Source organism: Streptomyces sp. NPDC056222 (genome assembly GCF_042264065.1).
In the GTDB taxonomy this organism is placed as follows: domain Bacteria; phylum Actinomycetota; class Actinomycetes; order Streptomycetales; family Streptomycetaceae; genus Streptomyces.
In genome coordinates this window covers 35,142-59,556 of record NZ_JBHJTL010000003.1, presented here as the reverse complement: position 1 = coordinate 59,556, position 24,415 = coordinate 35,142, and the positions used below count along the sequence as shown (strand labels likewise).

Below are 24,415 nucleotides of genomic sequence, written 5' to 3'. Positions count from 1 at the left end.
CTCCGGCATGGGGGAGACCTTGCTGGACTACGACGCCGAGGCGGACCGCTACGACGAGACGCGCGGCGGTGTGCCCCGCGCGCGGGCGGCGGCGGACGCCGTCCTGCGCCTGGTCCCGCCCGGCGCCGGCACGCTGCTGGACCTCGCCTGCGGCACCGGTCTCGTCACCGAGCGGCTCACCCGGCCGGGCCTGCGCGTGTACGGCGCCGACGCCGCGCCCGGGATGGCCCACAAGGCAGGGCGGCGCCTACCGGGCGGGGTCGTTCTCGCCGACGCCCGGCGGCTGCCTCTCCCGGACGCCTCCGTCGACGCGGTCAGCGCCGTGTGGCTGCTGCACCTGGTCCCGTTCTCGGACGCGATCGTCGCCGAGGCCGCCCGTGTGCTGCGGCCAGGCGGCGTCCTGATAGCCACGGTCGACAAGGACGCCGCCCACGACGTCGGCAGCGACATCGACGCCGTCCTCGCCCCTCACCGTTCGTACGAGAAGAGCTCCGACCGGGCCGACCGGGTCGCGGCCCACGCGTCCGCGCTCGGCCTCGAAGCGGCCGGCGCCACCCGCTTCACCGGCCACGACCAGGGCAACACCCCTCGCGGCACCGTGGAGAAGCTGCGCCGCGGCTACTTCGCCTCGTGGTTCGGCGGCGCCCCGGACACGACGGCCGCGCTCATGGCCGAACTCGCCGCGCTGCCGGACCAGGACCGCCCCCGTGACGACCCCGAATACCGGCTGGTGTCCTACCGGCGGCCTCTCGGACGCGACTGAAGTCCCTCACCCGGCGCGTCACCCCAGTTCGGCACCCCGGTTCGTGACCCACGGCCCGCCGCCGTCGAGCGCGAACGCCACCGCCCCATGGTGTGGCCGTGGCGGCCCGCCACGGAGCTACGCCCCCGGCGCCTGCCACGCCTCCGTCGCGAAGGCCGCGAAGTCGCGCGGCTCGCGGCCCAGGACCCGCTTCACCCCGTCCGTCACCGACGCGTTGTGGCCGTCGAGCAGCATCGAGAAGAGCCCCGAGAGCCACTGCGCGTCCGGCTCGGGCAGCCCGAACCGCTGGAGCAGGGAGGCGTATTCGCTCTCGCTCATCGGGACGTACGTGACCTCACGGCCCGAGGCGCGGGATATCTCCGCGGCCGCCTCCGCGAAGGTCAGCAGCCGCGGACCGGTCACCTCATGGACCAGCCCCGCGTGGCCGTCGCCGTCCAGGGTCTCGACGATCACCTCCGCCAGGTCGTCGGCGTGGATGAACGGCTCGGCCGTGTCGCCCGCCGGGAACGCGATGGTGCCCGCCGCGACGCCCTCCGCCATCGCGCCCTCGTTGAAGTTCTGCGCGAAGAACGAGGCCCGTACGACGGTCAGTTCCGCCCCGGACTCGCGCAGCGCCTCCTCCGCGTGGACCGCCTCGGGCTCGCCGCGCCCGGACAGCAGCGTCAGCCGCCGCACCCCGTTCGCCACGGCCAGTTCGCCGAGGGTCCGCATCGCCTCCACCGCGCCCGGCGCGGCGAGGTCCGGGTAGTAGCTCACGTACGCGGCGTCCGCGCCCCGCAGCGCCGGAGCCCAGGTGCTCACGTCCTCCCAGTCGAAGCGGGTCGTACCGGAGCGCGAGCCCGCCCGGACGGTCGCGCCGCGGGCCGCGAGGAGCTCCGCCACCCGCCGGCCCGTCTTGCCGGTCGCGCTCGTCACCAGAACCGTCTGCGTGTCGTTCGTGTTCGTCGTCATGTCCTCAAGACTCGCGGGCCCGCGGCCTCTTTCCCATGCTCCACAGACTCACTCCCATACGCGTCCGTCTAGGCTTGGCGTTCATGGACGCTCTCGCCGGACTCCTCGACGGACCGCGGGCCAAAGGGGCCTTCCTGCTCCGGATGATCATGGAGCCGCCGTGGTCGGTACGGATCGAGGACCGCGCACCGCTCTGCCTGATGTGCGTCACCGAGGGCGAGGCCTGGATCGTTCCCGCGCGGAGCGAGCCCGTCCTGCTGCGGCCCGGCGACATCGCCATCGCCCGTGGCCCCGAGCCGTACATCGTCGCCGACGCCCCGGACGCCCCGCCGCGGGCGGTGATCGGCCCCGGCGGCGTCTGCACCACCCTGAGGGGGGAACCGCTCGCCGAAGCCATGCACCTCGGCGTACGGAGCTGGGGCAACGCCCTCGACGGCTCCACCACCGTGCTCGTCGGCACCTACCAGATGGACGGCGAGGTCAGCCGGCGGCTGCTCGACGCGCTGCCGGAGCTGCTGCACCTGCCCGCCGACGTGTGGAACTGCCCCCTCATGCCGTTCCTGGACGAGGAGATCTCCCGCGACGAACCCGGGCAGAGCGTCGTTCTGGACAGGGTCCTCGACCTGCTCCTGATCGCCGCGGTCCGGGCCTGGTTCTCCCGGCCGGGGGCACAGGCCCCCGCCTGGTACCGCGCCATGGCCGACCCCGTCGTCGGCCCGGCCCTGAGGCTGCTCCAGAACGACCCGGCCCACCCCTGGACCGTTGCCTCGCTGGCGGCCGGGGCGGGCGCGTCGCGGGCCGGACTCGCGCGCCGGTTCACCGAGCTCGTCGGCGAGCCGCCGATGGCGTACCTCACCGGCTGGCGCCTCGCGCTCGCCGCCGATCTGCTGCGCGAGACGGACGCGACCATCGAGTCCGTGGCCCGGCAGGTGGGCTACAGCAGCGCGTTCGCGCTCAGTGCCTCGTTCAAGCGGGTACGGGGGGTCAGCCCGCAGGAGCACCGCCGACGGGAGTGAATCCGTTGCCGGAACGGCAACTTTTCTCGCGTTTCCCGGGGGCCGGACGCAGGCTGGCACCATGACTCACCACCACAGCACGCACCTCGACTGGGCCGCGATGGCACCGCTCATGGAGCGCCAGGCCGAACTCCACAGCCCCCTCTACACCCGGGCCGCCGCGTGGCTCGGCGAGCTCGTCCCGGCCGTCGGCGTCCGCCGGATCCTCGACGTCGGCAGCGGCCCCGGTGTCGTGTCCACCCTGCTCGCCGAGGCCTTCCCGGCCGCGGAAGTGGTCGCCGTGGACGCGTCCCCGGAGCTCCTGGAGATCGCCCGTGGCCGCGCCGAGGCCCGCGGCCTGGCAGGCCGGGTCACCACCCTGCGCGCCGAACTCCCGGCGGACTTCGACTCCTTGGGCGATGCCGACCTGATCTGGGCCGGCAACTCCACCCACCACATCGGCGACCAGCGGGCCGCCCTCGCCGCCTTCGCCGGCCTGCTGCGGCCCGGAGGTCTGATCGCCCTCGTCGAGGGCGGGCTCTACGCCCGTCATCTGCCCGCGAACATAGGCTTCGGCCGGTCCGGCCTGGAGACCCGGATCGAGGCCGCGCACGCCGACTGGTTCGCCGAGATGCGGGCCGAACTGCCGGACAGCAAGGACGAGCCGGACGACTGGCGGGCGCTGCTCGGGGCCGCGGGCCTCACCCCCAGCGGCACCCGTTCGTTCCTCACCGACGTCCCGGCCCCCGTGCCCGCCGTCGTACGTGAGGGGGTCGTCGCCCACTTCACGCGCCTTCGGCACCCGATCGGTGAGCGGGTCGACGCCGTGGACGCGGCCGCCCTCGACCGGCTGCTCGACCCGGCGGACCCGCTCTCCCTGCACCGGCGCACGGACCTCTTCCATCTGTCGGCCTCGACCGTCCACACCGCCCGCAAGGGCTGAGCGGCGCCCCGAGGGTCAGGACACCGGCTCCAAACGCCACCACTGGGACGGCGAGTCGGTGTCCTCCCACTGCCGGACATTGGCGCCGTCGTCCATCGAGCCGTCCTCGACCTCCAGGAGCAGTCCGCTGATGAAACTCACCAGCGCGACCGTCCCGGGCGACTGGAGGTCCTGCTCGATGATCCACTCCTGCGCGCCGAAGTTGTTCGCCTTCCACTGCTGGACGTTGGCGCCGTTCTCCGTCGAGGCGTTCGCCACGTCGAGCCGCTTGCCGCCGGCCACGTTGACCAGGTGGTAGAGGCCGCTGCCGTTCGGGACGGCCGTGATGTGCCAGTGCTGGCCGGGTGAACCGTTCTCCTTGCCCTGCTGGACGTTCGCGCCGCTGCGGGTCGAGCCCTGGTACACCTCCAGGAGCAGCCCGCTGGCCACGTTCCGTACCCGGTAGAGGCCCTCTTCGACCGGTGCGGGCGAACCGCTCACTGTCCGTACTCCTTGTCCGTGGCCGGCCACCGGGGCGGTCGACCACCGGGGCATGGGAGAGGGCCGGCCCGATACCGGGCCGGCCCTCCGCGCGCTCAGGCGCCGACGTTGAACTCGGCCGGGTTCGGCCCGAGACGCCGGTTCTCGTCGAGGACGGCGATCGCGGCCATGTCCTCGGCGTCCAGCTCGAAGCCGAACACGTCGATGTTCTCCTGGATACGGGACGGGGTCACCGACTTCGGGATCACCACGTTCCCCACCTGCAGGTGCCAGCGCAGCACCACCTGGGCCGGGGTGCGGCCGTGCTTCTGCGCGACGGCGACGATCGCCGGAACCTCCAGGAGGCCCTTGCCCTGCCCCAGCGGCGACCAGGCCTCGGTGGCGATGCCGTGCGCGGCGTGGGCCTCGCGCGACGCCGCCTGCTGGAGGTGCGGGTGCAGCTCGATCTGGTTGACGGCGGGGACGATCGAGGTCTCGCCGATCAGCCGCTCCAGGTGCTCCGGAAGGAAGTTGGAGACACCGATCGCCTTCGCCCGGCCGTCGGCGTAGATCTTCTCGAACGCGCGGTACGTGTCGACGTACGCGTCCTTCGTGGGCACCGGCCAGTGGATCAGGTACAGGTCGACGTAGTCCAGACCCAGCTTGTCGAGGGAGGCGTCGAAGGCGCGCAGGGTCGAGTCGTGGCCCTGCTCGCTGTTCCAGAGCTTCGTGGTGACGAAAAGCTCCTCGCGAGCGACGCCGGACGCGGCGATCGCCTTTCCGGTGCCCGTCTCGTTCTGGTAGATCGCGGCGGTGTCGATGGAGCGGTAGCCCGCCTCCAGAGCCGTGGTCACCGCGCGCGTCGCCTCGTCGTCCGGCACCTGCCAGACACCGAATCCGAGCTGCGGCATCTCCACGCCGTTGTTCAGGGTGAGGGAAGGGACCTTGTTGTCCGTGCTCACGTGCGGTCGATCCTAACGTCGTCGGGTGGTACTCCCACGGTCAACCATCTCAGACCCCATGGCATTCCTCGGAGCCCGGAGGCGTCTGCGGATGTACCCCGGGAACGGCGTCGGGAACCATGCCGGGCGCCGCGCCGAGATAGGCCTCCCGCACGGCCGGGTCCGCACGCACCTCGGCGGCCGTCCCCTCGGCGAGGACCCGGCCGAGGTCCAGGACCACCACGCGTGCGCACAGCTCCATCACGAAGGCCACGTTGTGCTCGACCAGCAGCACCGCGCAGTTCTCCTCCTCGGCCATGTGCCGGACGACGGCGGCGAGTTGACGGCGCTCCTCGGCGGTCGTGCCGGAGGCCGGCTCGTCGAGGAGGAGTACGCGGGGCGGGTCGGCGAGCGCCCGGGCGAGCTCGACCATGCGGGCCTGCCCGACGGGCAGCGCCCCGGCATACGACTCCGCGAGCGCGTCGAGCCCGCACTCACGGAGCACGGCGGCGGCCCGCTCCCGATGGCGGCGCGTCCCGCCCGGCCGCCAGTCCTGGGCCACCACCAGGTTGTCGGTCACCGTCAACTGTCCGAAGAGCTGCTGGCGCTGGAAGGTCCGGCGGATGCCGTGGCGGGCCCGCCACACGGGGGAGCGGCGGGTGATGTCCTCTCCCGCGAACGCGATGGATCCGCCGTCCGGCCGCCGGATCCCGGACAGGACGTCGAAGAGCGTGGTCTTGCCGGCGCCGTTCGGCCCGATGAGGCCGCAGACCTCACCGGGGCGTACGGAGATCGTCACGTCGCGCAGGGCGTGGACGCCGCCGAAGCGGACGTCGATCCCGGCCGCGTGGAGCACCGCACCTGTCATCGGCGGACCCCCGTTCCCAGGTAGGCGTCGGCGAGCCGGTCCGTGTCCACCTCGGAGCGCGGCCCGTACCAGGCGATCCCGCCCTGCGCGAGATAGGCGACGGTGTCGGCGATGCCGAGCACCTCGGCCGCCTTCTCCTCGACCAGGAGCAGCGCCGTGCCGCTCGCCCGCAGCTCGGTGAGGAGGCGGAAGACCTCGTCCACGAGGCGGGGCGCGAGCCCGAGGGAGGGTTCGTCGGCGACGAGGACGGCGGGCGGGCGGTGGAGGAGCGGGGCGAGCGCGAGGAGCTGCTGCTCGCCGCCGGAGAGGGAGCCGGCGGCGACGGAGCGACGGGCGGCGAGGGCTGGGAAGCGGGTGTAGACCGCGTCGCGGTCCTCGGGCGCGGGTAGCTGGAGGGCCAGGTTCTCCTCGATGGAGAGCCCGGCGAAGATCCCCCGCCCCTCGGGTGCGAGCCGCACCCCGCGCCGGGCACGGGCGACCGCCGTGTCGCGGTCGGCGTCCTCCCCTCGTACATGTACATGCCCTTCGGTGGGCCGCAGGAGGCCCGCGGCCAGGCGGCACACGGTGGACTTCCCGGCCCCGTTCGGTCCGAGCAGCACCAGCGTCTCCCCGGCGCGCACCCCGAGATCCACCCCGTGCAGCACGGCAGCGCCGCCGTAGCCTGCGTGGATGCCGCGCAGTTCGAGCGCGGGCGGCGACGCGGCGGCTGCCGGGGTCGTCACCTTGGCGCCGACGCCGGACGGCTCCGCGGCCCGCGCGGTGGCCTCCGCCCCCTCTGAGTCGCCGGCCCGCGGCGCGCGAGGCGGTGCGTCCGTCGTCAGCCCGGCGCCCGTCGCAAGCCCGGCCGCCGCCGTCCCTGCGGCACCCCCGGCCCGCGCCGCGCGAGCCGGTGGTCCCGTCGTCCCGGCCGCCCGCCCCGCGCGCGGGGCGGGCAGCCCGCCCGGCGTGAGGCCCGTGCTCTCCGGCCGACGGGAGCCTCCCCGTGCCCTGCCGTCCCGGCGGGCGGCTCGACGGGACGGCAGGGCCGCGCAGTACCCGTCCGGGTCGTTCGCGAGGGCCAGGCCCGCCAGGCCGAAGAGGATCACCGGCAGGTGCGCGGACTCCGTCACGTACGTCGCCATGAGATGCGGGACCACCGCGAAGACCAGCCCGGCCACCACCGCGAACTGCGGCCGCCGCACCCCCGCCGCGACCACCACCGCCAGCCACACCAGACCGGTCATCGCCGTGAAGTCCGTCGCCGTGATCCGGGTGTTGTACGAGGCGTACAGCACGCCACCGAAGCCCGCGAGGGCCGCCGACACCGTGAAGACCAGGAGCTTCGTCCGCACCACCGAAACCCCCGACGCGGACGCGGCCTCCGGTGCCGAGCGGACCGCCAGGACCGCCCGGCCCCACCGGGAGCCGCGCAGCCAGGTGAGCAGCCACACGACCGCCGCGCACAGCAGGACCAGAGCCACCCCCAGCGCCCGGTCGTCGCCGAGGTCCACCGGGCCGAGGACGGGGCGCGGGATCTCCCAGCCCGTGTCCCCGTTCCGCAACCACCCCACCTGGAACAGCACCTGGTCCGCCAGGAACGCGAGGGCCAGCGTGGCCAGCGCCAGCGACCGGCCCCCCAGCCGCAGAGCGGGCAGCGCGACCACCGCGCCGAGCAGCGCGGCCGCGGCCGTGCCGACCGCCGCCGCGGCCACGAAGGGCCAGCCACGGCTCATCAGTAGCCCCGCCACCAGTGCCGCGCCCGTCACGAACGTCGCCTGGGCGAGCGACACCATCGCACCGAGGCCCGTGACCACCGTGAACGACATGAAGACCAGCCCGATCGCGAGACCCTGGGCCAGGATTCCGCTCCAGAACGGTGTGGTCACCGTGTAGAACGCCGTGGCGAGCAGCCCGCCGGCGACGACCCACACGCCCCACCGGCGGCCCCGGCCCTTTCCGGCGAGATAGTCGACCGGTGGCGGATCCGCGGCGGCGGTGCCCGCCGCGCGCCGGCGCCGCGCCAGGACGACGAGGCCGCCGAAGAGGATCAGGAACGGCACCGCGGTACGGAACCCGGTGATGTCCTCGGCGAACGACGCGTACCCGGCCACGAGGTTCTGCAGCACCCCGAGCCCGAGGCCGCCCGCGAACGCGAGCGGCACCGATACGAAGCGCCCGAGCACCGCCGCGGTCGCGGAGACGAACAGGAACAGCGTGTAGTCGTGGGCGGAGAGCCCGAGGAGCGGGGTCGCCAGGACCCCGGCGAGGCCCGCGAGGCCCGACGACAGCATCCACGCGATCGAGGACAGCCGGTCCGCGCTGATGCCCCGCAGCTCGGTCAGGGAGCGGTTGTCGACGGCGGCCCTCAGCCGGAGCCCGAGCCGGGTGTGCCGCATCAGCACCCACAGCCCGGCCGCGACCAGCGCCGTCGCGATCCAGGTGATCAGCTGGTCGGAGTCGATGCCGACGCCGTCGAGGGGCTGCCAGGACACCGCCGGGCTCGGGCCGACACCGGGCAGCCCGAACTGGTTCTCGGCGGGCTGGACCGGGGCGCCGGCCCGCTCCAGGAGCTCGACGACCCAGAGACCGGCCGCCGGCAGCGCGACCAGCAGACCGATCGTGGCCACGATCTGTGCCGTCTCGCCGACCCGGGCCAGCTTCCGGAACATCAGCCGGTCCAGTCCCCAGCCCAGTGCGGGCGCGACGACGCAGACGAGCAGCAGCGCCGTCGGTACGGCGGGCCAGCCGAAGCCGGAGTGGAGCTCGTAGAAGGTCAGCGCGCACAGATAGGCGGTGGCGCCGTGCGCGAAGTTGAAGAGTCCGGAGGCGGAGTACGACAGCACGAGCCCGGTCGCGAGCAGCGCGTACAGCGCGCCCGAGACCAGACCGCTCAGCACGAAGCCCAGCAGGTCACCCACGCGAGGCGCCCCTCAGCCGAAGGGGATCGGCGGATAGCACTTGAAGGGCACGGCCACCTCGTACCGCCCGTTCTTCAGCCGCACCAGCGCCCCGCAGCCGAAGCTCTCCTTCTGCCCCTTGGGCTCGGCGCGGTCGCCCACGAGCGTCCCGGTGTCGGAGAAGCCGTTCGCCGCCTTCTGGAAGGACTCGACGGTCAGGTCCTTGCCAGCCTTCTCGGCGATCGAGAGGAAGAGATCGGCGCTCATGTAGCCGGTCAGCATGTGCATGTTGAGCGGTACGTCCTTCCCTCCCGCGGCCTTCCCGATGTCCTCCTTGAACCGGCGCATCGCGGGACTGTCCGCCTCGAACGGCTGGAACTGCAGCAGTACGTGCACCCCGTCGAGCGCCTGCCGCGTCGCGTCCTTGGCCAGCAGCCCCGGGTCGTAGTCGGTCGGGTCGGAGATGACACCCTTGTAGCCGGACCGCTTGAGCGCGGTGAACAGGCCGATGTTGTACGGGGTCTGCATCACGGAGACGACGGCGTCGGGCGCGCCGCCGCCGGGGCCCGAGCGCAGGATCTCCTTCGTGTACGCGGACCAGTCGCTGGGCATCGAGGTCGCGGGCACCGCGGCCTTGGCGTACGAGACCTGGAAGCCGGCCGCCCTGAAGCCCTGGGTGAAGGTACGGATGCCGAACTTTCCGGCGTCGTTGTCGCCGGCGATCAGCGCCACCGACTTGCCGCGCGCCCCGCCGAGGACGGTGGCGAGCCCCTCGGGCCAGGTCTGGTTGAGGGTGCCGCCCGGGGTCGGTACGAGGCAGCCGTTGAAGCCGTAGATGTACGCCGGACCGCAGAACGAGGGGAGCGTGCCCCAGCCCACGGTGGGCACCTTCTGGCCGTTGAGGAAGTCCGCTCCGGCGAAGGTGACCGAGCTCATGGGGGAGACGGCGAACACCTTGTCCTGCTGGACGAGTTTGCGGGCCGCCGCCAGGTTCCGGGCGGGGTCCTGGCCGTCGTCCTCGGCGCCCAGGTAGTCGATCCTCCGCCCGTTGACACCGCCCTCGGCGTTGGCCCGGTCGTAGCGCGCCTTGGCGCCGAGGTCGGTGTCCTTCTTGGAGTAGCCGCTCGCGGTGGTCATGGAGACGATGCCGCCGACCTTGATCGTGTCGGCGGTGACTCCGCGTGCGGAGGAGGTGGGCGTACTCCCGCCGCTGGAAGCGGAGTTGCAGGCGGTGACGAGAAGCAGGGCGAAGGCGGCGGCGATGGTGCGCAACGGTCGAGGCACGGGCGATCCCTCCGTCGGGGTGACCGCATTCTGTGACCGTGCTGATGAACCGTCAATAACTGATGCACCGTCAATTGATGATGCGTCAGCCAGGTTTGGCGCGGACCGGACGGTCGCCGGGTCCGTGCGCCGCGATCAGCCGTACAGCGCCTCGACCTCCGTCGCGTACACCTTCTCGATCGCCTTGCGCTTCAGCTTGAGGGAGGGCGTGAGCAGCCCGTGCTCCTCGCTGAACGGGTGCGCCAGTATCCGGAAGGTCCGGATGGACTCGGCCTGCGAGACCAGTGTGTTGGCCGCCACCACCGCCCGCCGGATCTCGGTCTCCAGGCTCGGGTCGCGCACCAGCTCGGCCGGCGGCAGCGGCGGCCGCCCCTGCATCGCCAGCCAGTGCTCCACCGCCTCCTGATCCATCGTCACCAGCGCGGCGATGTAAGGCCGGTCGTTGCCCACCACGATGCACTGCGCGATCAGCGGGTGCGACCGCACCCGCTCCTCGAGGCCGGCCGGCGACACGCTCTTGCCGCCCGAGGTCACCAGGATCTCCTTCTTCCGCCCGGTGATCGTCAGATAGCCCTCCTCGTCGAGCATCCCCAGATCCCCGGTGGCCAGCCATCCGTCGTTGAGGACGGCGGAGGTGGCCTGCGGATTGTTGAGGTACCCGGAGAAGATCTGGCCGCCGTGCAGCCACACCTCCCCGTCCTCCGCGATGTGCACCGTCGTGCCCGGGACCGGCTGCCCCACCGTCCCGTACTTCGTGCGCTCGGGCGGATTCGCGGTCGCGGCCGCCGAGGACTCGGTCAGGCCGTACCCCTCGAACACCGTCACCCCCGCACCCTCGAAGAAGAGCCCGAGCCGACGGTCCATGCCCGAGCCGCCCGACATCGCGTGCCGGACCCGCCCGCCCATCGCGTCGCGGACCTTCCCGTACACCATCTTCTCGAAGAACTGGTGCTGCATCCGCAGCCCCGCGGACGGGCCGGGGCCGAGCCCGAACGCCTTCTGCTCCATCGCCTCGGCGTACTTGACCGCCACGTCCACGGCCTTGTCGAAGGGGCCCAGCTTCCCCTCGCTCTCCGCCTTGCGGCGGGCCGCGTGGAAGACCTTCTCGAAGACGTAGGGCACGGCCAGGATGAACGACGGCCGGAACGCGGCGAGGTCGGGCAGCAGCTCGGACGCCGCGAGCACCGGCTGGTGGCCCAGCTTCACCCCGCTCTGCACCGCCGCGACCTCCACCATCCGCCCGAAGACATGGGCGAGCGGGAGGAAGAGCAGGGTCGTGGCCTCGTCGCCCGGCTTGGAATGGAAGACCGGCTCCCAGCGCCCGACCAGCATGTCCGTCTCGAACATGAAGTTGGAGTGCGTGATGATGCAGCCCTTGGGGCGGCCCGTGGTGCCCGAGGTGTAGATGATCGTCGCCACGGACTCAGGCGTCACCGCCCGCCGGTGGCGCTGCACGATGTCCTCGTCGATCTCCGCGCCGGCCGCGACCAGTTCGGCGACCGCACCCTCACCCGCGTCCAGCTGCCACAGCCGCTGGAGCCGCGGCAGCCGGTCGATCACCGAACCGATCGTCATGGCGTGGTCCTCGTGCTCCACGACGCAGGCGGTGACCTCGGCGTCGTGCAGCATCCAGTAGACCTGGTCGGCGGAGGACGTGGGATAGATCGGCACCGACTGCGCGCCCAGCGTCCACAGCGCGAAGTCGAACAGGGTCCATTCGTAGCGGGTCCTGGCCATGATGGCGACCCGGTCGCCGAACCGTACGCCGTGCGCGATCAGCCCCTTCGCGAGAGCGAGCACCTCGTCCCTGAACTGCGCCGCCGTCACGTCCTGCCACTGCCCCGCGGCGTCCTTGCGCCCGAACGTGACCCGGTCCGGGGTCCGCTCGGCGTGATCGAACACCGCGTCCGCCAGACCACCGACCTGAGGCGCCGCCTCGACGGGCGGCACGGTGAACTCGCGCAATGACCTGCTCCTCGCCCGCTCGTTGTCGCTCTCCGTACGGCGCGGGTGACGGTACCCCACCCGACTGGCGGGCGGGAGGGCCTTCACCAAGCCGGGACATTGGGTGTTCTCACAGGTCAGGCGAGGGGGAGCGGGTAAGTGGCGGGTGATCGGGGCGGGTTACTGACTGGCGAGTAAGCAGGGCGGTCCCGAATCTCCACGGAATCTGTACCGGGCACACGGAATCTGTACCGGCCACCCACGATCCGGGCGGAAGCCCGGGTGGCTCCGGACCGGATCCCCTCGCACGACGAAGAAGATCAAGGGCCGCCCCTGACCGCTTTTCCCGCACGTCGTCAGCTCGGCGTGTGCGGCCGGTGCAGGCGGTCGCCGCCCGCCAGGATCGCCGCGGCCAGGGCGTCGGCCGCCTCCTGGGACGGCCCGCGCCGCCGGCCCTTGCGCAGGACGAAGTCGACATCGCCGAGCTCCGGCAGATCCGCCCGGGCCGGGAGCCTGGTCAGGCCGGGCGGAACCAGGCCACGCGTGTGGGCCATGACGCCGAGCCCGGCGCGGGCCGCCGCGATGTTCGCGCTCAGGCTGCTGCTCGTACAAGCGATCCGCCACGCCCGGCCGTGCGCCTCCAGCGCTTCGAGGGCCCGGGAGCGGGTGATCCCGGGCGGCGGGAAGACGATCAGCGGAACAGGCCGGTCCGGGTCCAGGCGCAGCCGCGGGGAGCCGATCCAGATCAGCGAGTCCTGCCAGACCAGCTCGCCCCCGCTCTCCTCGGCGCGCCGCTTGGCGAGGATGAGATCGAGGCGTCCCGCCTCGAGCCGGGCGTTCAGCGTCCCCGACAGCTCGACCGTCAGCTCCAGATCCACCTCGGGGTGCTCGCGCCGGAAGGACTCCAGGATCTCGGGCAGCCGCGTCACGACGAAGTCCTCCGAGGCGCCGAAGCGCAGCCGGCCCCGTAGCCGGGTCCCGGTGAAGAAGGCCGCGGCCCGCTCATGGGCCTGGAGGATCGTCCGGGCGAAGCCGAGCATCGCCTCGCCGTCCTCCGTCAACTCCACGCTGTGGGTGTCCCGGGTGAAGAGCGGACGCCCGGTCGCCTCCTCCAGGCGCCGAACGTGCTGGCTCACGGTCGACTGCCGCACGCCGAGCCGGCGCGCGGCCTGCGTGAAGCTCAGCGTCTGGGCGACCGCGAGAAAGGTCCGCAGCTGTGAGGGGTCGTACACCCGTCCACCGTAGCGCGGTCATCACGATTCGCGATGGCAGTCAGAGCGCTGTACGGGATTCCCGATGTCCGCGCGAGGGAGCAGGATGGGGAGGGAACGACCCCGTCCGAAGGCAGTGGAGCACATGAGCCGCCGCACGACCCTCCTCCCGTCCTGGTTGCCGATCGACCCGTTCATCCTGGCGATGCTCGGAACGGTCGGCCTCGCAGCCCTGCTGCCCGCCTCCGGCGCCGCGGCCACGGCCGCCGACGGGGCCTCGACGGCGGCCATCGCCCTGCTGTTCTTCCTCTACGGCGCCCGGCTCTCCACCCGCGAGGCGCTCGACGGAATCAAGCACTGGCGGCTCCAGCTCACGGTCCTCGCCTGCACCTTCCTCCTCTTCCCGCTCCTCGGACTCGCGGCGAAGGGACTGGTACCGGCCGTTCTCACGCCCCCTCTCTACAGCGGCCTCCTCTTCCTGTGCCTGGTGCCCTCCACCATCCAGTCCTCGATCGCCTTCACCTCGATCGCACGCGGCAATGTGCCCGCGGCGATCTGCGCGGGCTCCTTCTCCTCCCTCGCCGGGATCGTGCTGACCCCGCTGCTCGCCGGGGCGCTGATCGGGGGCGGCGCGGCCGGCTTCTCCGGCGACTCGCTGATGAAGATCGTGCTCCAGCTCCTCGTGCCGTTCGTGGCGGGCCAGCTGCTGCGCCGCTGGGTGGGCCCGTTCCTGACCAGGAACAAGAAGGCGCTCGGATACGTCGACCGGGGCTCGATCCTGCTCGTCGTGTACACGGCCTTCAGCCACGGCATGGTCGCCGGAATCTGGCACCTGGTCACCCCCGACCGGCTCGGACTCCTGCTGGCCGTCGAGGCGGTCCTGCTCGCGCTGATGCTCACGCTGAGCTGGTACGGGGCGAAGCGGCTGGGATTCGACCGGGCCGACCGGATCGCCATCCAGTTCGCGGGCTCGAAGAAGAGCCTGGCAGCGGGGCTCCCGATGGCGAGCGTGCTGTTCGGGCCGCAGGCGTCGCTCGCCGTGCTGCCGCTGATGCTCTTTCACCAGATGCAGTTGATGGTCTGCGCGGTCCTCGCCAAGCGGCGGGCCCGGGAGCAGGCACCGGACGTGGCCCCGAGCTCGGATCCGGCGGCGGACGGCGCGAGGACGGCGGAAGCCGCCGGGGCGAGGGGCTGAGGCGACGGCCGGGCCCGCCGCCCACGCCACCGCCGAGGGGCCCCGCGACCTCCCCTCCCGTTGGCGGGATCACATCCCCACCCCCACCGTGAAGATCACCGCGCCCGCTACCGTGCTCCCATGCCCGCACTCGATCCCGGCCGCACCGCGCTCGTCCTCGTCGACCTGATGGAACGCATCGTCGCGCTGCCCCTCGCACCCCGCTCCGGCACCGACGTCGTCGCCGCGGCCGCCCGGCTCGCCCGGACGTTCCGGGCCGCCGGCGCGCCCGTCGTCCACATCAGGGTCGAGCGGCCGAACGTCGGGACCCAGCCGCCCGGCAGCGAGCTGGTCCCCTCCCTCGTCCAGGCCGGCGACCATGTCGTCGTCAAGCGGACGATCGGCGGCTTCCAGGACACCGGGCTCCACGAACTCCTCGCCGAACACTCGGTCACCACCGTCGTGTTCGGCGGCATCGCCACCAACCTGGGCGTCGAGTCCACCGCCCGCGCCGCCTGCGACCTCGGCTACGAACCCGTCTTCGCCGAGGACGCCATGACCGCGTTCACCGCCGACGAGCACCGTGCCTCGGTGGCGCTCGACTTCCCACGTCTCGGCACGGTCGCCCCCGTCGCCGCGATCACCCTGGAGGGACCCGCGTGACGCCCGTCCCGATACGCTACGGCGCCCGCCCCTGCTCCCTCGTCGTCTGCCGGGGCTGCTGCTGCGGCGACGCCCGCAAGAACCCCGGCATCGACCACGCCGGCCAGCTCGCCAGGCTCCGCAGCGCCGCGGCCGAGTCCGGTGGCCGGCTGTCGGTCCGTACGAGCGACTGCCTCGGCCCGTGCGCGCAGGCCAACATCGTCGTGGTCCAGCCCTCCACCGAGGGCCGCCGACGCGGCGGCCGGGCCGCGTGGATCGGCTTCACCGTGGACGACGACTGCCTCGACGACATCCTCGCCTGGACGACGGCGGGCGGCCCGGGCATCGCCGAACCCCCGCCCACCCTGGCCCTCCAGATGATCGACCCCCCGGCCGAGACGACCGGCCGTCGAGTCCGCTAGGAGAGCCCCAGCGCCTGAGCCAGCGACGTCACCAGGCCGATCGCCCCGCTCCCCGCGGCGGCTCCGTCCCGGATCGTGCCCAGCCAGGTGCGGGCCCGGCCCTCGTCCACGGGCCGGCCCTCCTCTGCGGCCCGCGCCAGCTCCCCGTGGAGCAGCACGGCGGCATCCTCCCGCCCCACCCCCTCGGCACGCAGCAGGGCCACGAGCTCGGCGGCCAGCCGGATCGCGTCGGCGGGCGAGGGGCCCCGCTGGAAGACCTGATTGCGTCCGTGGTCGCCGAAGACGTTCTGTCCGCTGACCGGTCCGTGGAAGTTGTACGTACCCATGCGTCCCCCTGTCGTCCGCGTGATGGTGTGGTGCCGCCGGGCCTGGGCGCCGGCGTGGGCATCGGGCCGACACCGACGCCGGCCGCCGGGCCGATGCCGTTCGCAGTCCCGGAGACCGGCCCCGAGGCGATGTTGGACCCGTAGTTCCCGAAGACGTTCTGCCCCACGACCGCACCCTTGAAGGTGTACGAGTGGTGCGTGATGAGGGTCTGGGCCCGCTCGAAATCGGACGTGTCCACGTTGTGCTCCCTCAGGAACTGCTCCGTCGTGAGCAGCACCCCCTGTTCGAGACGCTGGAAGGTGTCCAGCACGTCCATCCGCTGGAGGTAGTCGAGCCGTTCCAGGTCCGCCGCCCAGGACCGGACACTGCCGACCGTCCCGTAGTCGAAGTGCCCCTTGCGGTGCAGGATCCGCTGCCGGTCCCACCACAACCGCCAGGCGTTGCGCACGCGCTGCTTCACCCGGCGCAGCAGCCGGACCGGGGCCCGCGACAGCAGCTTCCAGAGCTGCGACAGGGTGATCCCGATCAGCCGCCAGACCTCCTCCACCCGGCCCCGGGGCAGGTTCGCCACCTGGTCGAAGAGTGCGTGCAACGGCGGCAGGACGTAGGCCGAGACCTCCCAGGACAGCAGCGACCGGCTGAGCCGGGCCCGTACGAACATCGTCACGACGTACGCACCCCCGGCACCGACGACGTCCAGAGCGAGGTAGGTGCGCATCACCCGTTCCTTCTCCGTGATGCCCGCCTCCACCAGCCCGGGGTCGATGCGGGTCCGTGGCCGCCGGAGCGGATCCGGCAGGAGTTCGGCCCCGAGGTCGTGTGCCTGATGCCCTTGGACGTACAGACGGTTGCGAGCGCGCAGTTCCTCGATCCCCGAGACGTCGGCCAGCCGCTCGATGAGACAGGCGTGCAGCTCGACCGCGTCGAACGGGGTCATCGGCAGCGCGGCACCCTGGTCGTCCTTGGCGGGCCGGCCGACCTCGATGCCCGGCCACACGGTCTCGCTGATCCGTACGCCGCTGCCGACGAAGGGGAGCTCCTCCTTGCCGGACGTCCCGTACGGCACCACGTTCGTCTCGTCGGGTCCGTCGAGCTCCTCCTCGACCCGGGACGCGACCGCCGCCGCCCCCTCGCGCGGCGAGACCTCGCCCCGGTGGATCCGGCGCGCCGCGCGCCGGCAGACGAGACCGGCGGCGAAGACCACCACGACCGCGGAGAGGAGTCCGCAGCCTGCCAGCTGCAGACAGTCGCCCAGCCGCTCGCCCCGCACAGCCAGCGGTTCGGTCAGCGCGACGACCGCGGCGACCAGGGCGAAGCACAGGACGAGCCAGCAGACCGTCAGCAGGCCGTCCCGGATCGCGTGCAGACGCCGTGCCACCCTGGCGTGCCGGACGAGTGCCACGAGATCGACGCCGAGCGGGAGGCCGTGCGCCCTGAGCCGTTCGGCGACGAGGTCCTGGATCACGGACCCGGCGAACTCCGTGCTCAGATACGTGTACCCGCAGAGCAGCCGAGTCGCCTCGTCGTTGTGGTACCGCGGTAATTCCACAGAGATCTGTTGCGTCATCAGTTCCCCCTCGCTGGTGCGCAGTTACACCATAAGGAGGGGGTGGACACTTGTCTCCCGATCGTTCTGCGCGAGTGCAGGGGGGCGCGGGGCCGGCCGGCGCAGGGGGCGCTCCCCGCCGGCCGGTGGCCCGACCCGTGCGGCGGGCGGGCCCCGGGGTCAGCCGTGGGAGGCTGCCGCCCCGAGGGCGATCCGGTGCTCGCCCGCGTACACGTTCATGTCCGGCCCGCGAAGGAAACCCACCAGCGTCAGGCCCGTCTCGACCGCCAGGTCCACGGCGAGCGAGGACGGCGCCGAGACCGCCGCGAGGACCGGAATACCCGCCATCACGGCCTTCTGCGCCAGCTCGAACGAGGCCCGGCCCGAGACCAGCAGGACCGCCCGGTCCAGCGGCAGCCGCCCGTCGGTCAGGGCGCGTCCCACCAGCTTGTCCACCGCGTTGTGGCGGCCCACGTCCTCCCGTACGTCGAGCAGCTCGCCGTCCTCCGAGAACAGCGCGGCCGCGTGCAGGCCCCCGGTCCGGTCGAAGACCCGCTGGGCCGCGCGCAACCGGTCGGGGAGGCGGGCCAGCAGCTCCGGGGCCAGCCGCACCGGGGGAGTGTCGGCGATCGGGAAGCGCGCCGTGGTCCTTACGGCGTCCAGGCTGGCCTTGCCGCACAGCCCGCACGACGACGTCGTGTACACGTTCCGCTCCAGGGTGATGTCCGGGACGGGGACACCGGGAGCCAGCTGCACGTCCACCACGTTGTACGTGTTCGTGCCGTCGTCCTTGGCGCCCGCGCAGTACACGATGTTCCGTACGTCCGACGCGGCGCCGAGCACCCCCTCGCTGACGAGGAACCCGACGGCGAGCGCGAAGTCGTCGCCGGGCGTGCGCATCGTGATCGCGAGCGGCTTGCCGTTCAGCCGGATCTCCAGCGGCTCCTCGGCCACCAGCGTGTCCGGGCGCTCGTTCACGGCCTCGCCGCGGATCCGCAGGACCCGTCGTCGCTCGGTCACCCGTCCCATGATCGCTACACCCGATTCTGTACGTGCTGGAAGCCGAAGCGGCCCTTGATGCAGAGGTTGCCGTGGGTCACCGGGTTGTCGTGCGGGGAGGTGACCTTGACGATCTCATTGTCCTGCACGTGCAGCGTGAGGTTGCAGCCCACTCCGCAGTAGGCGCACACCGTCGTCGTCTCCGTCTGCGCCTCCTCGTCCCAGGAGCCGTCCGCCCGCATGTCGAACTCGCGCTTGAAGCTCAGCGCGCCCGTCGGACACACCTCGATGCAGTTCCCGCAGTACACGCAGGCGGACTCGGTGAGCGGCCCGTCGTGCTCGACGGCGATCCGGGCGTCGAAGCCGCGGCCCGTGACGGAGATCGCGAACGAGTTCTGCCACTGGTCGCCGCAGGCGTCGACGCACTTGTAGCAGAGGATGCACTTGTCGTAGTCCCGCACATAGAGGTCGTTGTCGACGCGCGGCTCCTCGCCGAGCCTGCGGGCCTCCGGGCCGAAGCGGTCGGGCTCCGCCCCGTACTCCTTGATCCACTCGGCGGCGCGCGGGGTGGTGGAGAGATCCACCGAGGAGGCGAGCAGCTCCAGGACGACCTTCCGGCTGTGCCGGGTGCGCTCGGTGTCGGTACGGACGACCATCCCGGGCTCCGCGAGGCGCGAGCAGGCCGGGGCGAGGGTCCGCGCGCCCTCGACCTCGACCACGCACACCCGGCAGGCGTTCTTCGGGGTGAGCGTGTCGCCGTGGCACAGGGTCGGCACCTCCTTCCCGGCGGTACGGCAGGCGTCGAGGATCGTCGCGCCCTCGGGAACACGCACGGGCGTGTCGTCGAGCGTGAACTCCAGCAGGCGGCGGGGCGGGGCGAGGGGAACCGTGGTCACTTGTAGACCCCCAGACGGTCGATGGCGGACTCGACGGCGTTCCACGCGGTCTGGCCGAGACCGCAGATCGATGCGTCGCGCAGGGTCTGCCCGACCTCGCGCAGCAGGGCGATGTCACCGGCCGCCGCCTCGCCCGTACGGTCCTTGATGCGGTGCAGCGCCTCCTCCTGGCGGACCGTGCCGACCCGGCAGGGCACGCACTGGCCGCAGGACTCGTCGCGGAAGAACTCGGCGATGCGCAGCAGGATCCGCGGCAGGTCCACGGACTCGTCGAGGACGAGGACCACGCCGGAGCCGAGCGTGGTGCCGGCGGCCCGGGTGCCCTCGAACGTGAGCGGGATGTCCAGCTCGTCCGGGCGGACGAACCCTCCCGCCGCCCCGCCGAGCAGCACCGCCCGCAACGTGTCCGGCCTTCCGGCGAGGTCGAGGAGCTCGTCGAGGGTCGCCCCGAACGGGAGCTCGTACACCCCGGGCCGGTCGACGTCGCCCGAGACGCAGAACAGCTTGGTCTCGGTGGCGCGGAACGCCTCGGCGCCTTGGGTGAGGATCGGCAGGACGTTGACGAGCGTCTCGACGTTGTTCGCGGCCGTCGGCTTGCCGAACAGGCCCTTCTCGACGGGAAAGGGCGGCTTGGAGCGGGGCTCGCCCCGATGTCCCTCGATGGAGTTGAAGAGGGCGGTCTCCTCGCCGCAGATGTACGCGCCGGCGCCGCGCCGCATCTCGATGTCGAAGGCGAAGCCGCTGCCGAGGATGTCGTCGCCGAGCAGTCCACGGGCGCGCGCCTCGTCGATCGCGTGGGTGAGTCTCTCGTACGCGCGGGGGTACTCACCCCGGATGTACAGATAGCCCCGGTGGGCCCCGACGGCGTACCCGGCGACGGTCATCGCCTCGACGAGCGCGTACGGGTCGCCCTCCATCACGACGCGGTCCTTGAAGGTGCCTGGCTCGGACTCGTCGGCGTTGCACACGACGTAGTGGGGGGAATCGGGCTGCGAGGCCGTCGCCTGCCACTTCCGCCCCGTCGGGAACGCGGCCCCTCCCCGTCCGACGAGCCCTGACTCCATGACCTCCCGGATCACCCCGGCGGGCCCGAGCGCGAACGCCCGCCGCAGCGCCGCGTACCCGCCGTGCGCCCGGTAGTCGTCCACGCTGCCCGGATCGACGACCCCGACCCGCCCGAGGAGCGTGAGCCCGGGATGCCCGGCCTGTGGAACGGCCATGACGGCGGGCGGCTCGGACGGGGCGGCCTCCGGGTGCCGGGCCGCCCGGGCGAGCGCGACGGTCGTGGCGGGAGCGACGACGACGGAGAGACGGGTGCGGTGCGTGGGCACAACAGGGGCGGCGGGCCCGTCGCCCCGGGTCGTGCCTCCCGGGGCGACGGAGTTCCGGGTGCCGGCCGCTGTCGGCTCCTGCCCGCTGAGCGCGCCGAGCAGCGAGGTGCCGGGGCCGGCGGGTGACGACGGACCGGGGGAGGGCCCTGACGGGCCGGGGGGTGACGTCGGCGGATCGGACGCTGGCCCCGTCGGACCCAGGGCAGGCCCCGACGTCCCGGGCGCGGGCCCCGACGTACCGGGCGCGGGCCTCGACGTCCCGCCGGCCCCGGCGCCTGCCGCGTCCGCCCCCGCCCGTACCAGCAGCGCCGCCGGAGCTCGCTCGCACAGGCCCAGGCACGGGCTCGGTTCGAAGGCGACACCCTCGGCCTCCAGGCCCGCCGTGACCGCCGCCGACCCCCGGGCCGCGCAGGTCAGGTCCGTGCAGACGTGGAGGACCTGCGCCGGGCGGGGACGTACCGCGAACATCGCATAGAACGTCGCCACCCCGTACGCCTCCGCCGGCGGCACCGTCAGCCGGCGGCAGAGATAGTCCAGGCCGCCCTCACTGATCCACCCCACCCGGTCGTTGAGCGCGTGCAGCCCCGGCAGCAGCAGGTCCCGGCGCTCCCTGGCCTCCCGGCCGCCCCGCGCCCATCGCAGATCCGCCGCCGAGCGGTCGTCCGCGCCCTCCCACGCCGACTCCGGCGGGCCGAGTACCGCGTCCACGGCCTCCCGCTCGTCGTCCGTCGGCTTGCTGTCACCGAAGCGCAGATCCATCGTCCGCCACCCTCTCGATCCGTATCGCCGACGCCTTGAACTCCGCCGTTCCCGCGATCGGACAGTTCGCCTCGATCGTCAGCTGGTTGGTGTCGACCTCGTCCGGAAAGTGCATCGTCATGAAGGCCAGCCCCGGCCGCAGCGCGGGATCCACCCACACCGGCGCCACCACCGACCCCCGCCGCGACTTCACCCGCACCCGCTGGCCCACCGCGACCCCGTACCGCTCCGCGTCCTCCGGGCACAGCTCCACGAACTCGCCGCGCCGCAAAGGGGAGGCGTAACTCCCGCTCTGCACACCCGTGTTGTACGAGTCGAGCCGTCGCCCGGTCGTGAGCCGGATCGGATACTCCTCGTCGGTGAGATCGACCGGCGGATCGTGCCGGACGATCCCGAACGGCGCCCGCCTGCCCAGCAGCTCCGGATCCCTCTCCCACAACCGGCCGTGCAGGAACGACGGTTCGAGGCGCTCCAGGTCCGGGCACGGCCACTGGATGCCCTGATGCTCCTCCAGACGGTCGTACGTCATGCCCCAGTGATCCGGAGACAGCGCCCGCAACTCGTTCCAGACGGCCTCCGAGTCCGCGTACTTCCATTCCTCGTGGCCGAGCCGGCGCGCGAGCTCGCAGATGATGTCGATGTCCTCGCGGGCCTCACCCGGCGGCAGCACCGCCCTGCGGACCCGCTGCACCCGCCGCTCGCTGTTGGTGGTGGTGCCCTCCGTCTCGCACCACGCCGCCGTCGCCGGGAGCACCACGTCCGCGAACTCGGCGGTCCTGGTGAGGAAGATGTCCTGCACCACCAGGCAGTCCAGCTTCGCGAGCCGCTCCATCGCCTGCCCGCTGTCCGCCTCCGACTGCGCCGGGTTCTCGCCGATGCAGTACACGGCCCGCAGGTCGCCGCTCTCCATCGCCTCGAACATCTCGGTCAGCGTCCGCCCGTACCGCGGCTGGATGCCCACACCCCAGAAGGACTCGAACTTCTCCCGCACCCCCGCGTCGAGGATGTCCTGGAATCCGGGCAGCCGGTTCGGGATCGCGCCCATGTCCCCGCCACCCTGCACGTTGTTCTGCCCGCGCAGCGGCTGCACCCCGGAGCCGTAACGCCCCACGTGCCCCGTCAGCAGCGCCAGGTTGATCAGCGCGCGGACGTTGTCGGTGCCGTTGTGGTGTTCGGTGATACCGAGCGTCCAGCACAGCTGCGCCCGCTCCGCCCGGGCGAAGGCGTGCGCCAGCTCCCGTATCGCGGCGACCGGTACGCCCGTCACCTTCGACGCTGCCGTCGGTGTCCACGGCTCGACCAGGGCCCGGTACTCCTCGAAGCCGCTCGTCGCCCGCTCCACGAACGCCCGGTTGTACAGGCCCTCGTGGATGATCTCGCGGCCGATGGCGTGCGCCAGCGGGATGTCGGTGCCGACGTCGAGCCCGAGCCAGCTCTCGGCCCACTCGGCGGTCGAGGTGCGGCGCGGATCCACCGCGTACATCCGCGCCCCGTTCCGTATCCCCTTCAGGACGTGCTGGAAGAAGATGGGGTGCGCGAAGCGGGCGTTGGAGCCCCACATCACGATCACATCGGTGTGCTCGATCTCCTCGTACGAGGAGGTGCCGCCGCCCGAGCCGAAGACCGCCGACAGCCCGGCGACGCTCGGCGCGTGACAGGTCCGGTTGCAGGAGTCGACGTCGTTGGTGCCCATCACCACCCGCGCGAACTTCTGCGCCACGTAGTTCATCTCGTTGGTCGCGCGGGCGCAGGAGAACATCCCGAACGCGCCCCGGGCCGCCCGGAATCCGGCCGCCGCCCGTTCCAGCGCCTCGTCCCAGCCGGCCGGCCGCAGCGGCCCGCCCTTCTCGTCCCGTACGAGCGGGTGGGTGAGCCGGGTGTACGTCTTGGGGCCGCGGTCCCGCTTCCTCGTGTTCGTCATGCGGTGCTCCTGGACTGGGTCATGCCGTGCTCCTGGACTGGGTCGCGAGCAGATCCGACAGGGCGTGGACGGTTCGGAGCGTCGGCACCGGCACGTCGGTGACGGCCGCGAGCTCCACCACGGCCGCGAGGAGCACGTCCAGCTCCAGCGGCTTGCCCCGCTCCAGGTCCTGGAGGGTGGAGGTGCGGTGGTCGCCGACCCGTTCCGCCCCGGCGAGGCGCCGTTCGACGGAGATGTCGGGGCGGCAGCCGAGGGCCGCGGCGACGGCCAGGGTCTCGTGCATCATCAGCTCGACGACCTGCCGCGTGCCGCCGTGCAGACACATCTCGCGCATCGTCGCCCGGGCGAGCGCGCTGATGGGGTTGAAGGAGATGTTGCCGAGCAGCTTGATCCAGATGTCGTGGCGCAGCTCCGGCTCGACCGGGCACTTCAGGCCCCCGGCGCGCATCGCGTCGGCGAACACCTCGCAGCGCTTGGACGCCGAGCGGTCGGGCTCGCCGATGGAGAACCGGGTGCCCTCCAGATGGCGGACGACCCCGGGGCCGCTGAGCTCGGTCGCGGCGTAGACGACGCAGCCGATGGCCCGCTCGGGGGCGAGGACGGCGGAGACGGCGCCGGCCGGGTCGACGCTCTCGACACGATGGCCGTCGTGCGGGCCGCCGTGCCGGTGGAAGTACCACCAGGGGATTCCGTTCTGGGCGGCCACGACCGCCGTGGTGTCGTGCAGGAGCGGCGCGATGAGCGGCCCGCACGCCGCGTACGCGTTCGCCTTCAGACCCAGGAAGACGTAGTCGACGGGGCCGACCTCGTTCGGGTCGTCGGTGGCGTGCACCCGGGCGGTGAAATCGCCGCGCGGGCTCTCGACCCGTACGCCGTGCTGCCTCATGGCCGCGAGATGCGGTCCACGGGCGATCAGATGGACATCGGCGCCGGCGCGGTCGAGCGCGGCTCCGACGTAGGCGCCGATCGCACCGGCGCCGAGGACTGCGACCTTCACGTGCGGGTCTCCGTTCGGTTGAGGGAACCGCGAGGGACCGGGCGGGAGTTCACTGTGTCGACGAAATATTGTCTACAGTATGGAAGGAGGGTCGACAAGGGGTCGCGGAACGCCCTGTTGTCCCCGTTGTCGCGGTCTCCCAACACCTACGGGCGAATCTTGGTGG

Annotated in this window: 20 protein-coding genes; 6 read left to right on the top strand and 14 right to left on the bottom strand. The window is 72.5% G+C overall.

Annotated elements, in window-relative coordinates; all coding sequences use genetic code 11:
- The first annotated feature begins 19 nt into the window (after positions 1 to 19).
- The gene (locus tag ACFC0D_RS02425; RefSeq protein ID WP_376430711.1) at positions 20 to 763 is read left to right on the top strand and encodes a methyltransferase domain-containing protein; all 744 of its coding nucleotides are present in this window, start codon (positions 20 to 22) and stop codon (positions 761 to 763) included.
- Between the two features lie 117 nt (positions 764 to 880).
- Here the strand turns inward: ACFC0D_RS02425 and ACFC0D_RS02420 are convergent, their stop codons facing one another.
- Positions 881 to 1,714 carry an NmrA family NAD(P)-binding protein gene (locus ACFC0D_RS02420; protein ID WP_376430597.1) on the bottom strand — a complete coding sequence of 278 codons (834 nt, stop codon included), beginning with the start codon at positions 1,712 to 1,714 and terminating at the stop codon, positions 881 to 883.
- An 83-nt stretch (positions 1,715 to 1,797) separates the two neighbouring features.
- Here ACFC0D_RS02420 and ACFC0D_RS02415 point away from each other — a divergent pair, with 83 nt between their 5' ends.
- Together ACFC0D_RS02415 and ACFC0D_RS02410 are read left to right on the top strand one after the other, a co-directional pair.
- Complete coding sequence (locus tag ACFC0D_RS02415) at positions 1,798 to 2,730, top strand: AraC family transcriptional regulator (protein WP_376430596.1); 933 nt, start codon at positions 1,798 to 1,800, stop codon at positions 2,728 to 2,730.
- Between the two features lie 61 nt (positions 2,731 to 2,791).
- A complete protein-coding gene (locus ACFC0D_RS02410; protein ID WP_376430595.1) occupies positions 2,792 to 3,652 on the top strand; it encodes a class I SAM-dependent methyltransferase in 861 nt (286 codons plus the stop codon).
- 15 nt (positions 3,653 to 3,667) lie between these two features.
- Here the strand turns inward: ACFC0D_RS02410 and ACFC0D_RS02405 are convergent, their stop codons facing one another.
- The 7 genes from ACFC0D_RS02405 to ACFC0D_RS02375 all read right to left on the bottom strand — a co-directional run bounded on the left by ACFC0D_RS02405 (position 3,668) and on the right by ACFC0D_RS02375 (position 13,256).
- The gene (locus tag ACFC0D_RS02405) at positions 3,668 to 4,132 is read right to left on the bottom strand and encodes an RICIN domain-containing protein (RefSeq protein ID WP_376430594.1); all 465 of its coding nucleotides are present in this window, start codon (positions 4,130 to 4,132) and stop codon (positions 3,668 to 3,670) included.
- 95 nt (positions 4,133 to 4,227) lie between these two features.
- Complete coding sequence (locus tag ACFC0D_RS02400; RefSeq protein WP_376430710.1) at positions 4,228 to 5,022, bottom strand: aldo/keto reductase; 795 nt, start codon at positions 5,020 to 5,022, stop codon at positions 4,228 to 4,230.
- A gap of 100 nt (positions 5,023 to 5,122) precedes the next feature.
- Positions 5,123 to 5,920, bottom strand: a complete 798-nt coding sequence (locus ACFC0D_RS02395) for an ABC transporter ATP-binding protein (protein ID WP_376430593.1) — start codon at positions 5,918 to 5,920, stop codon at positions 5,123 to 5,125.
- Positions 5,917 to 8,817: an ATP-binding cassette domain-containing protein gene (locus tag ACFC0D_RS02390; RefSeq protein WP_376430592.1), complete on the bottom strand. Its 2,901-nt coding sequence runs from the start codon at positions 8,815 to 8,817 to the stop codon at positions 5,917 to 5,919. The genes ACFC0D_RS02395 and ACFC0D_RS02390 overlap by 4 nt, the downstream gene beginning before the upstream one ends.
- Before the next feature lie 12 nt (positions 8,818 to 8,829).
- Positions 8,830 to 10,080 (bottom strand): ABC transporter substrate-binding protein, encoded by a 1,251-nt coding sequence (locus tag ACFC0D_RS02385; protein ID WP_376430591.1) that lies wholly within the window; start codon positions 10,078 to 10,080, stop codon positions 8,830 to 8,832.
- 135 nt (positions 10,081 to 10,215) lie between these two features.
- The gene (locus tag ACFC0D_RS02380; RefSeq protein WP_376430590.1) at positions 10,216 to 12,045 is read right to left on the bottom strand and encodes an AMP-dependent synthetase/ligase; all 1,830 of its coding nucleotides are present in this window, start codon (positions 12,043 to 12,045) and stop codon (positions 10,216 to 10,218) included.
- A 335-nt stretch (positions 12,046 to 12,380) separates the two neighbouring features.
- Positions 12,381 to 13,256 carry a LysR substrate-binding domain-containing protein gene (locus tag ACFC0D_RS02375; protein ID WP_376430589.1) on the bottom strand — a complete coding sequence of 292 codons (876 nt, stop codon included), beginning with the start codon at positions 13,254 to 13,256 and terminating at the stop codon, positions 12,381 to 12,383.
- A 124-nt stretch (positions 13,257 to 13,380) separates the two neighbouring features.
- On the opposite strand from ACFC0D_RS02375, the gene ACFC0D_RS02370 reads away from it, so the two are divergent.
- The 3 genes from ACFC0D_RS02370 (at position 13,381) to ACFC0D_RS02360 (ending at position 15,473) form a co-directional block, all read left to right on the top strand.
- On the top strand, positions 13,381 to 14,430 hold the full coding sequence (locus tag ACFC0D_RS02370) for a bile acid:sodium symporter family protein (protein WP_376430588.1): 1,050 nt from the start codon (positions 13,381 to 13,383) through the stop codon (positions 14,428 to 14,430).
- 120 nt (positions 14,431 to 14,550) lie between these two features.
- Complete coding sequence (locus ACFC0D_RS02365) at positions 14,551 to 15,072, top strand: isochorismatase family protein (protein WP_376430587.1); 522 nt, start codon at positions 14,551 to 14,553, stop codon at positions 15,070 to 15,072.
- Positions 15,069 to 15,473 carry a (2Fe-2S) ferredoxin domain-containing protein gene (locus ACFC0D_RS02360; protein WP_376430586.1) on the top strand — a complete coding sequence of 135 codons (405 nt, stop codon included), beginning with the start codon at positions 15,069 to 15,071 and terminating at the stop codon, positions 15,471 to 15,473. Before ACFC0D_RS02365 ends, ACFC0D_RS02360 begins: the two co-directional genes overlap by 4 nt.
- Before the next feature lie 28 nt (positions 15,474 to 15,501).
- Here ACFC0D_RS02360 and ACFC0D_RS02355 read toward each other — a convergent pair whose 3' ends face one another.
- The 6 genes from ACFC0D_RS02355 to ACFC0D_RS02330 form a co-directional block, all read right to left on the bottom strand.
- Positions 15,502 to 17,367 carry a hypothetical protein gene (locus ACFC0D_RS02355; RefSeq protein WP_376430585.1) on the bottom strand — a complete coding sequence of 622 codons (1,866 nt, stop codon included), beginning with the start codon at positions 17,365 to 17,367 and terminating at the stop codon, positions 15,502 to 15,504.
- A 159-nt stretch (positions 17,368 to 17,526) separates the two neighbouring features.
- The gene (gene fdhD / locus ACFC0D_RS02350; RefSeq protein WP_376430584.1) at positions 17,527 to 18,375 is read right to left on the bottom strand and encodes a formate dehydrogenase accessory sulfurtransferase FdhD; all 849 of its coding nucleotides are present in this window, start codon (positions 18,373 to 18,375) and stop codon (positions 17,527 to 17,529) included.
- A gap of 5 nt (positions 18,376 to 18,380) precedes the next feature.
- On the bottom strand, positions 18,381 to 19,241 hold the full coding sequence (locus tag ACFC0D_RS02345; protein ID WP_376430583.1) for a 2Fe-2S iron-sulfur cluster-binding protein: 861 nt from the start codon (positions 19,239 to 19,241) through the stop codon (positions 18,381 to 18,383).
- On the bottom strand, positions 19,238 to 21,331 hold the full coding sequence (locus ACFC0D_RS02340) for an NADH-ubiquinone oxidoreductase-F iron-sulfur binding region domain-containing protein (protein WP_376430582.1): 2,094 nt from the start codon (positions 21,329 to 21,331) through the stop codon (positions 19,238 to 19,240). Before ACFC0D_RS02340 ends, ACFC0D_RS02345 begins: the two co-directional genes overlap by 4 nt.
- On the bottom strand, positions 21,312 to 23,252 hold the full coding sequence (locus ACFC0D_RS02335) for a molybdopterin oxidoreductase family protein (protein WP_376430581.1): 1,941 nt from the start codon (positions 23,250 to 23,252) through the stop codon (positions 21,312 to 21,314). Before ACFC0D_RS02335 ends, ACFC0D_RS02340 begins: the two co-directional genes overlap by 20 nt.
- Positions 23,253 to 23,271: 19 nt before the next feature.
- Complete coding sequence (locus tag ACFC0D_RS02330) at positions 23,272 to 24,249, bottom strand: 2-dehydropantoate 2-reductase (protein WP_376430580.1); 978 nt, start codon at positions 24,247 to 24,249, stop codon at positions 23,272 to 23,274.
- Positions 24,250 to 24,415 lie beyond the last annotated feature (166 nt).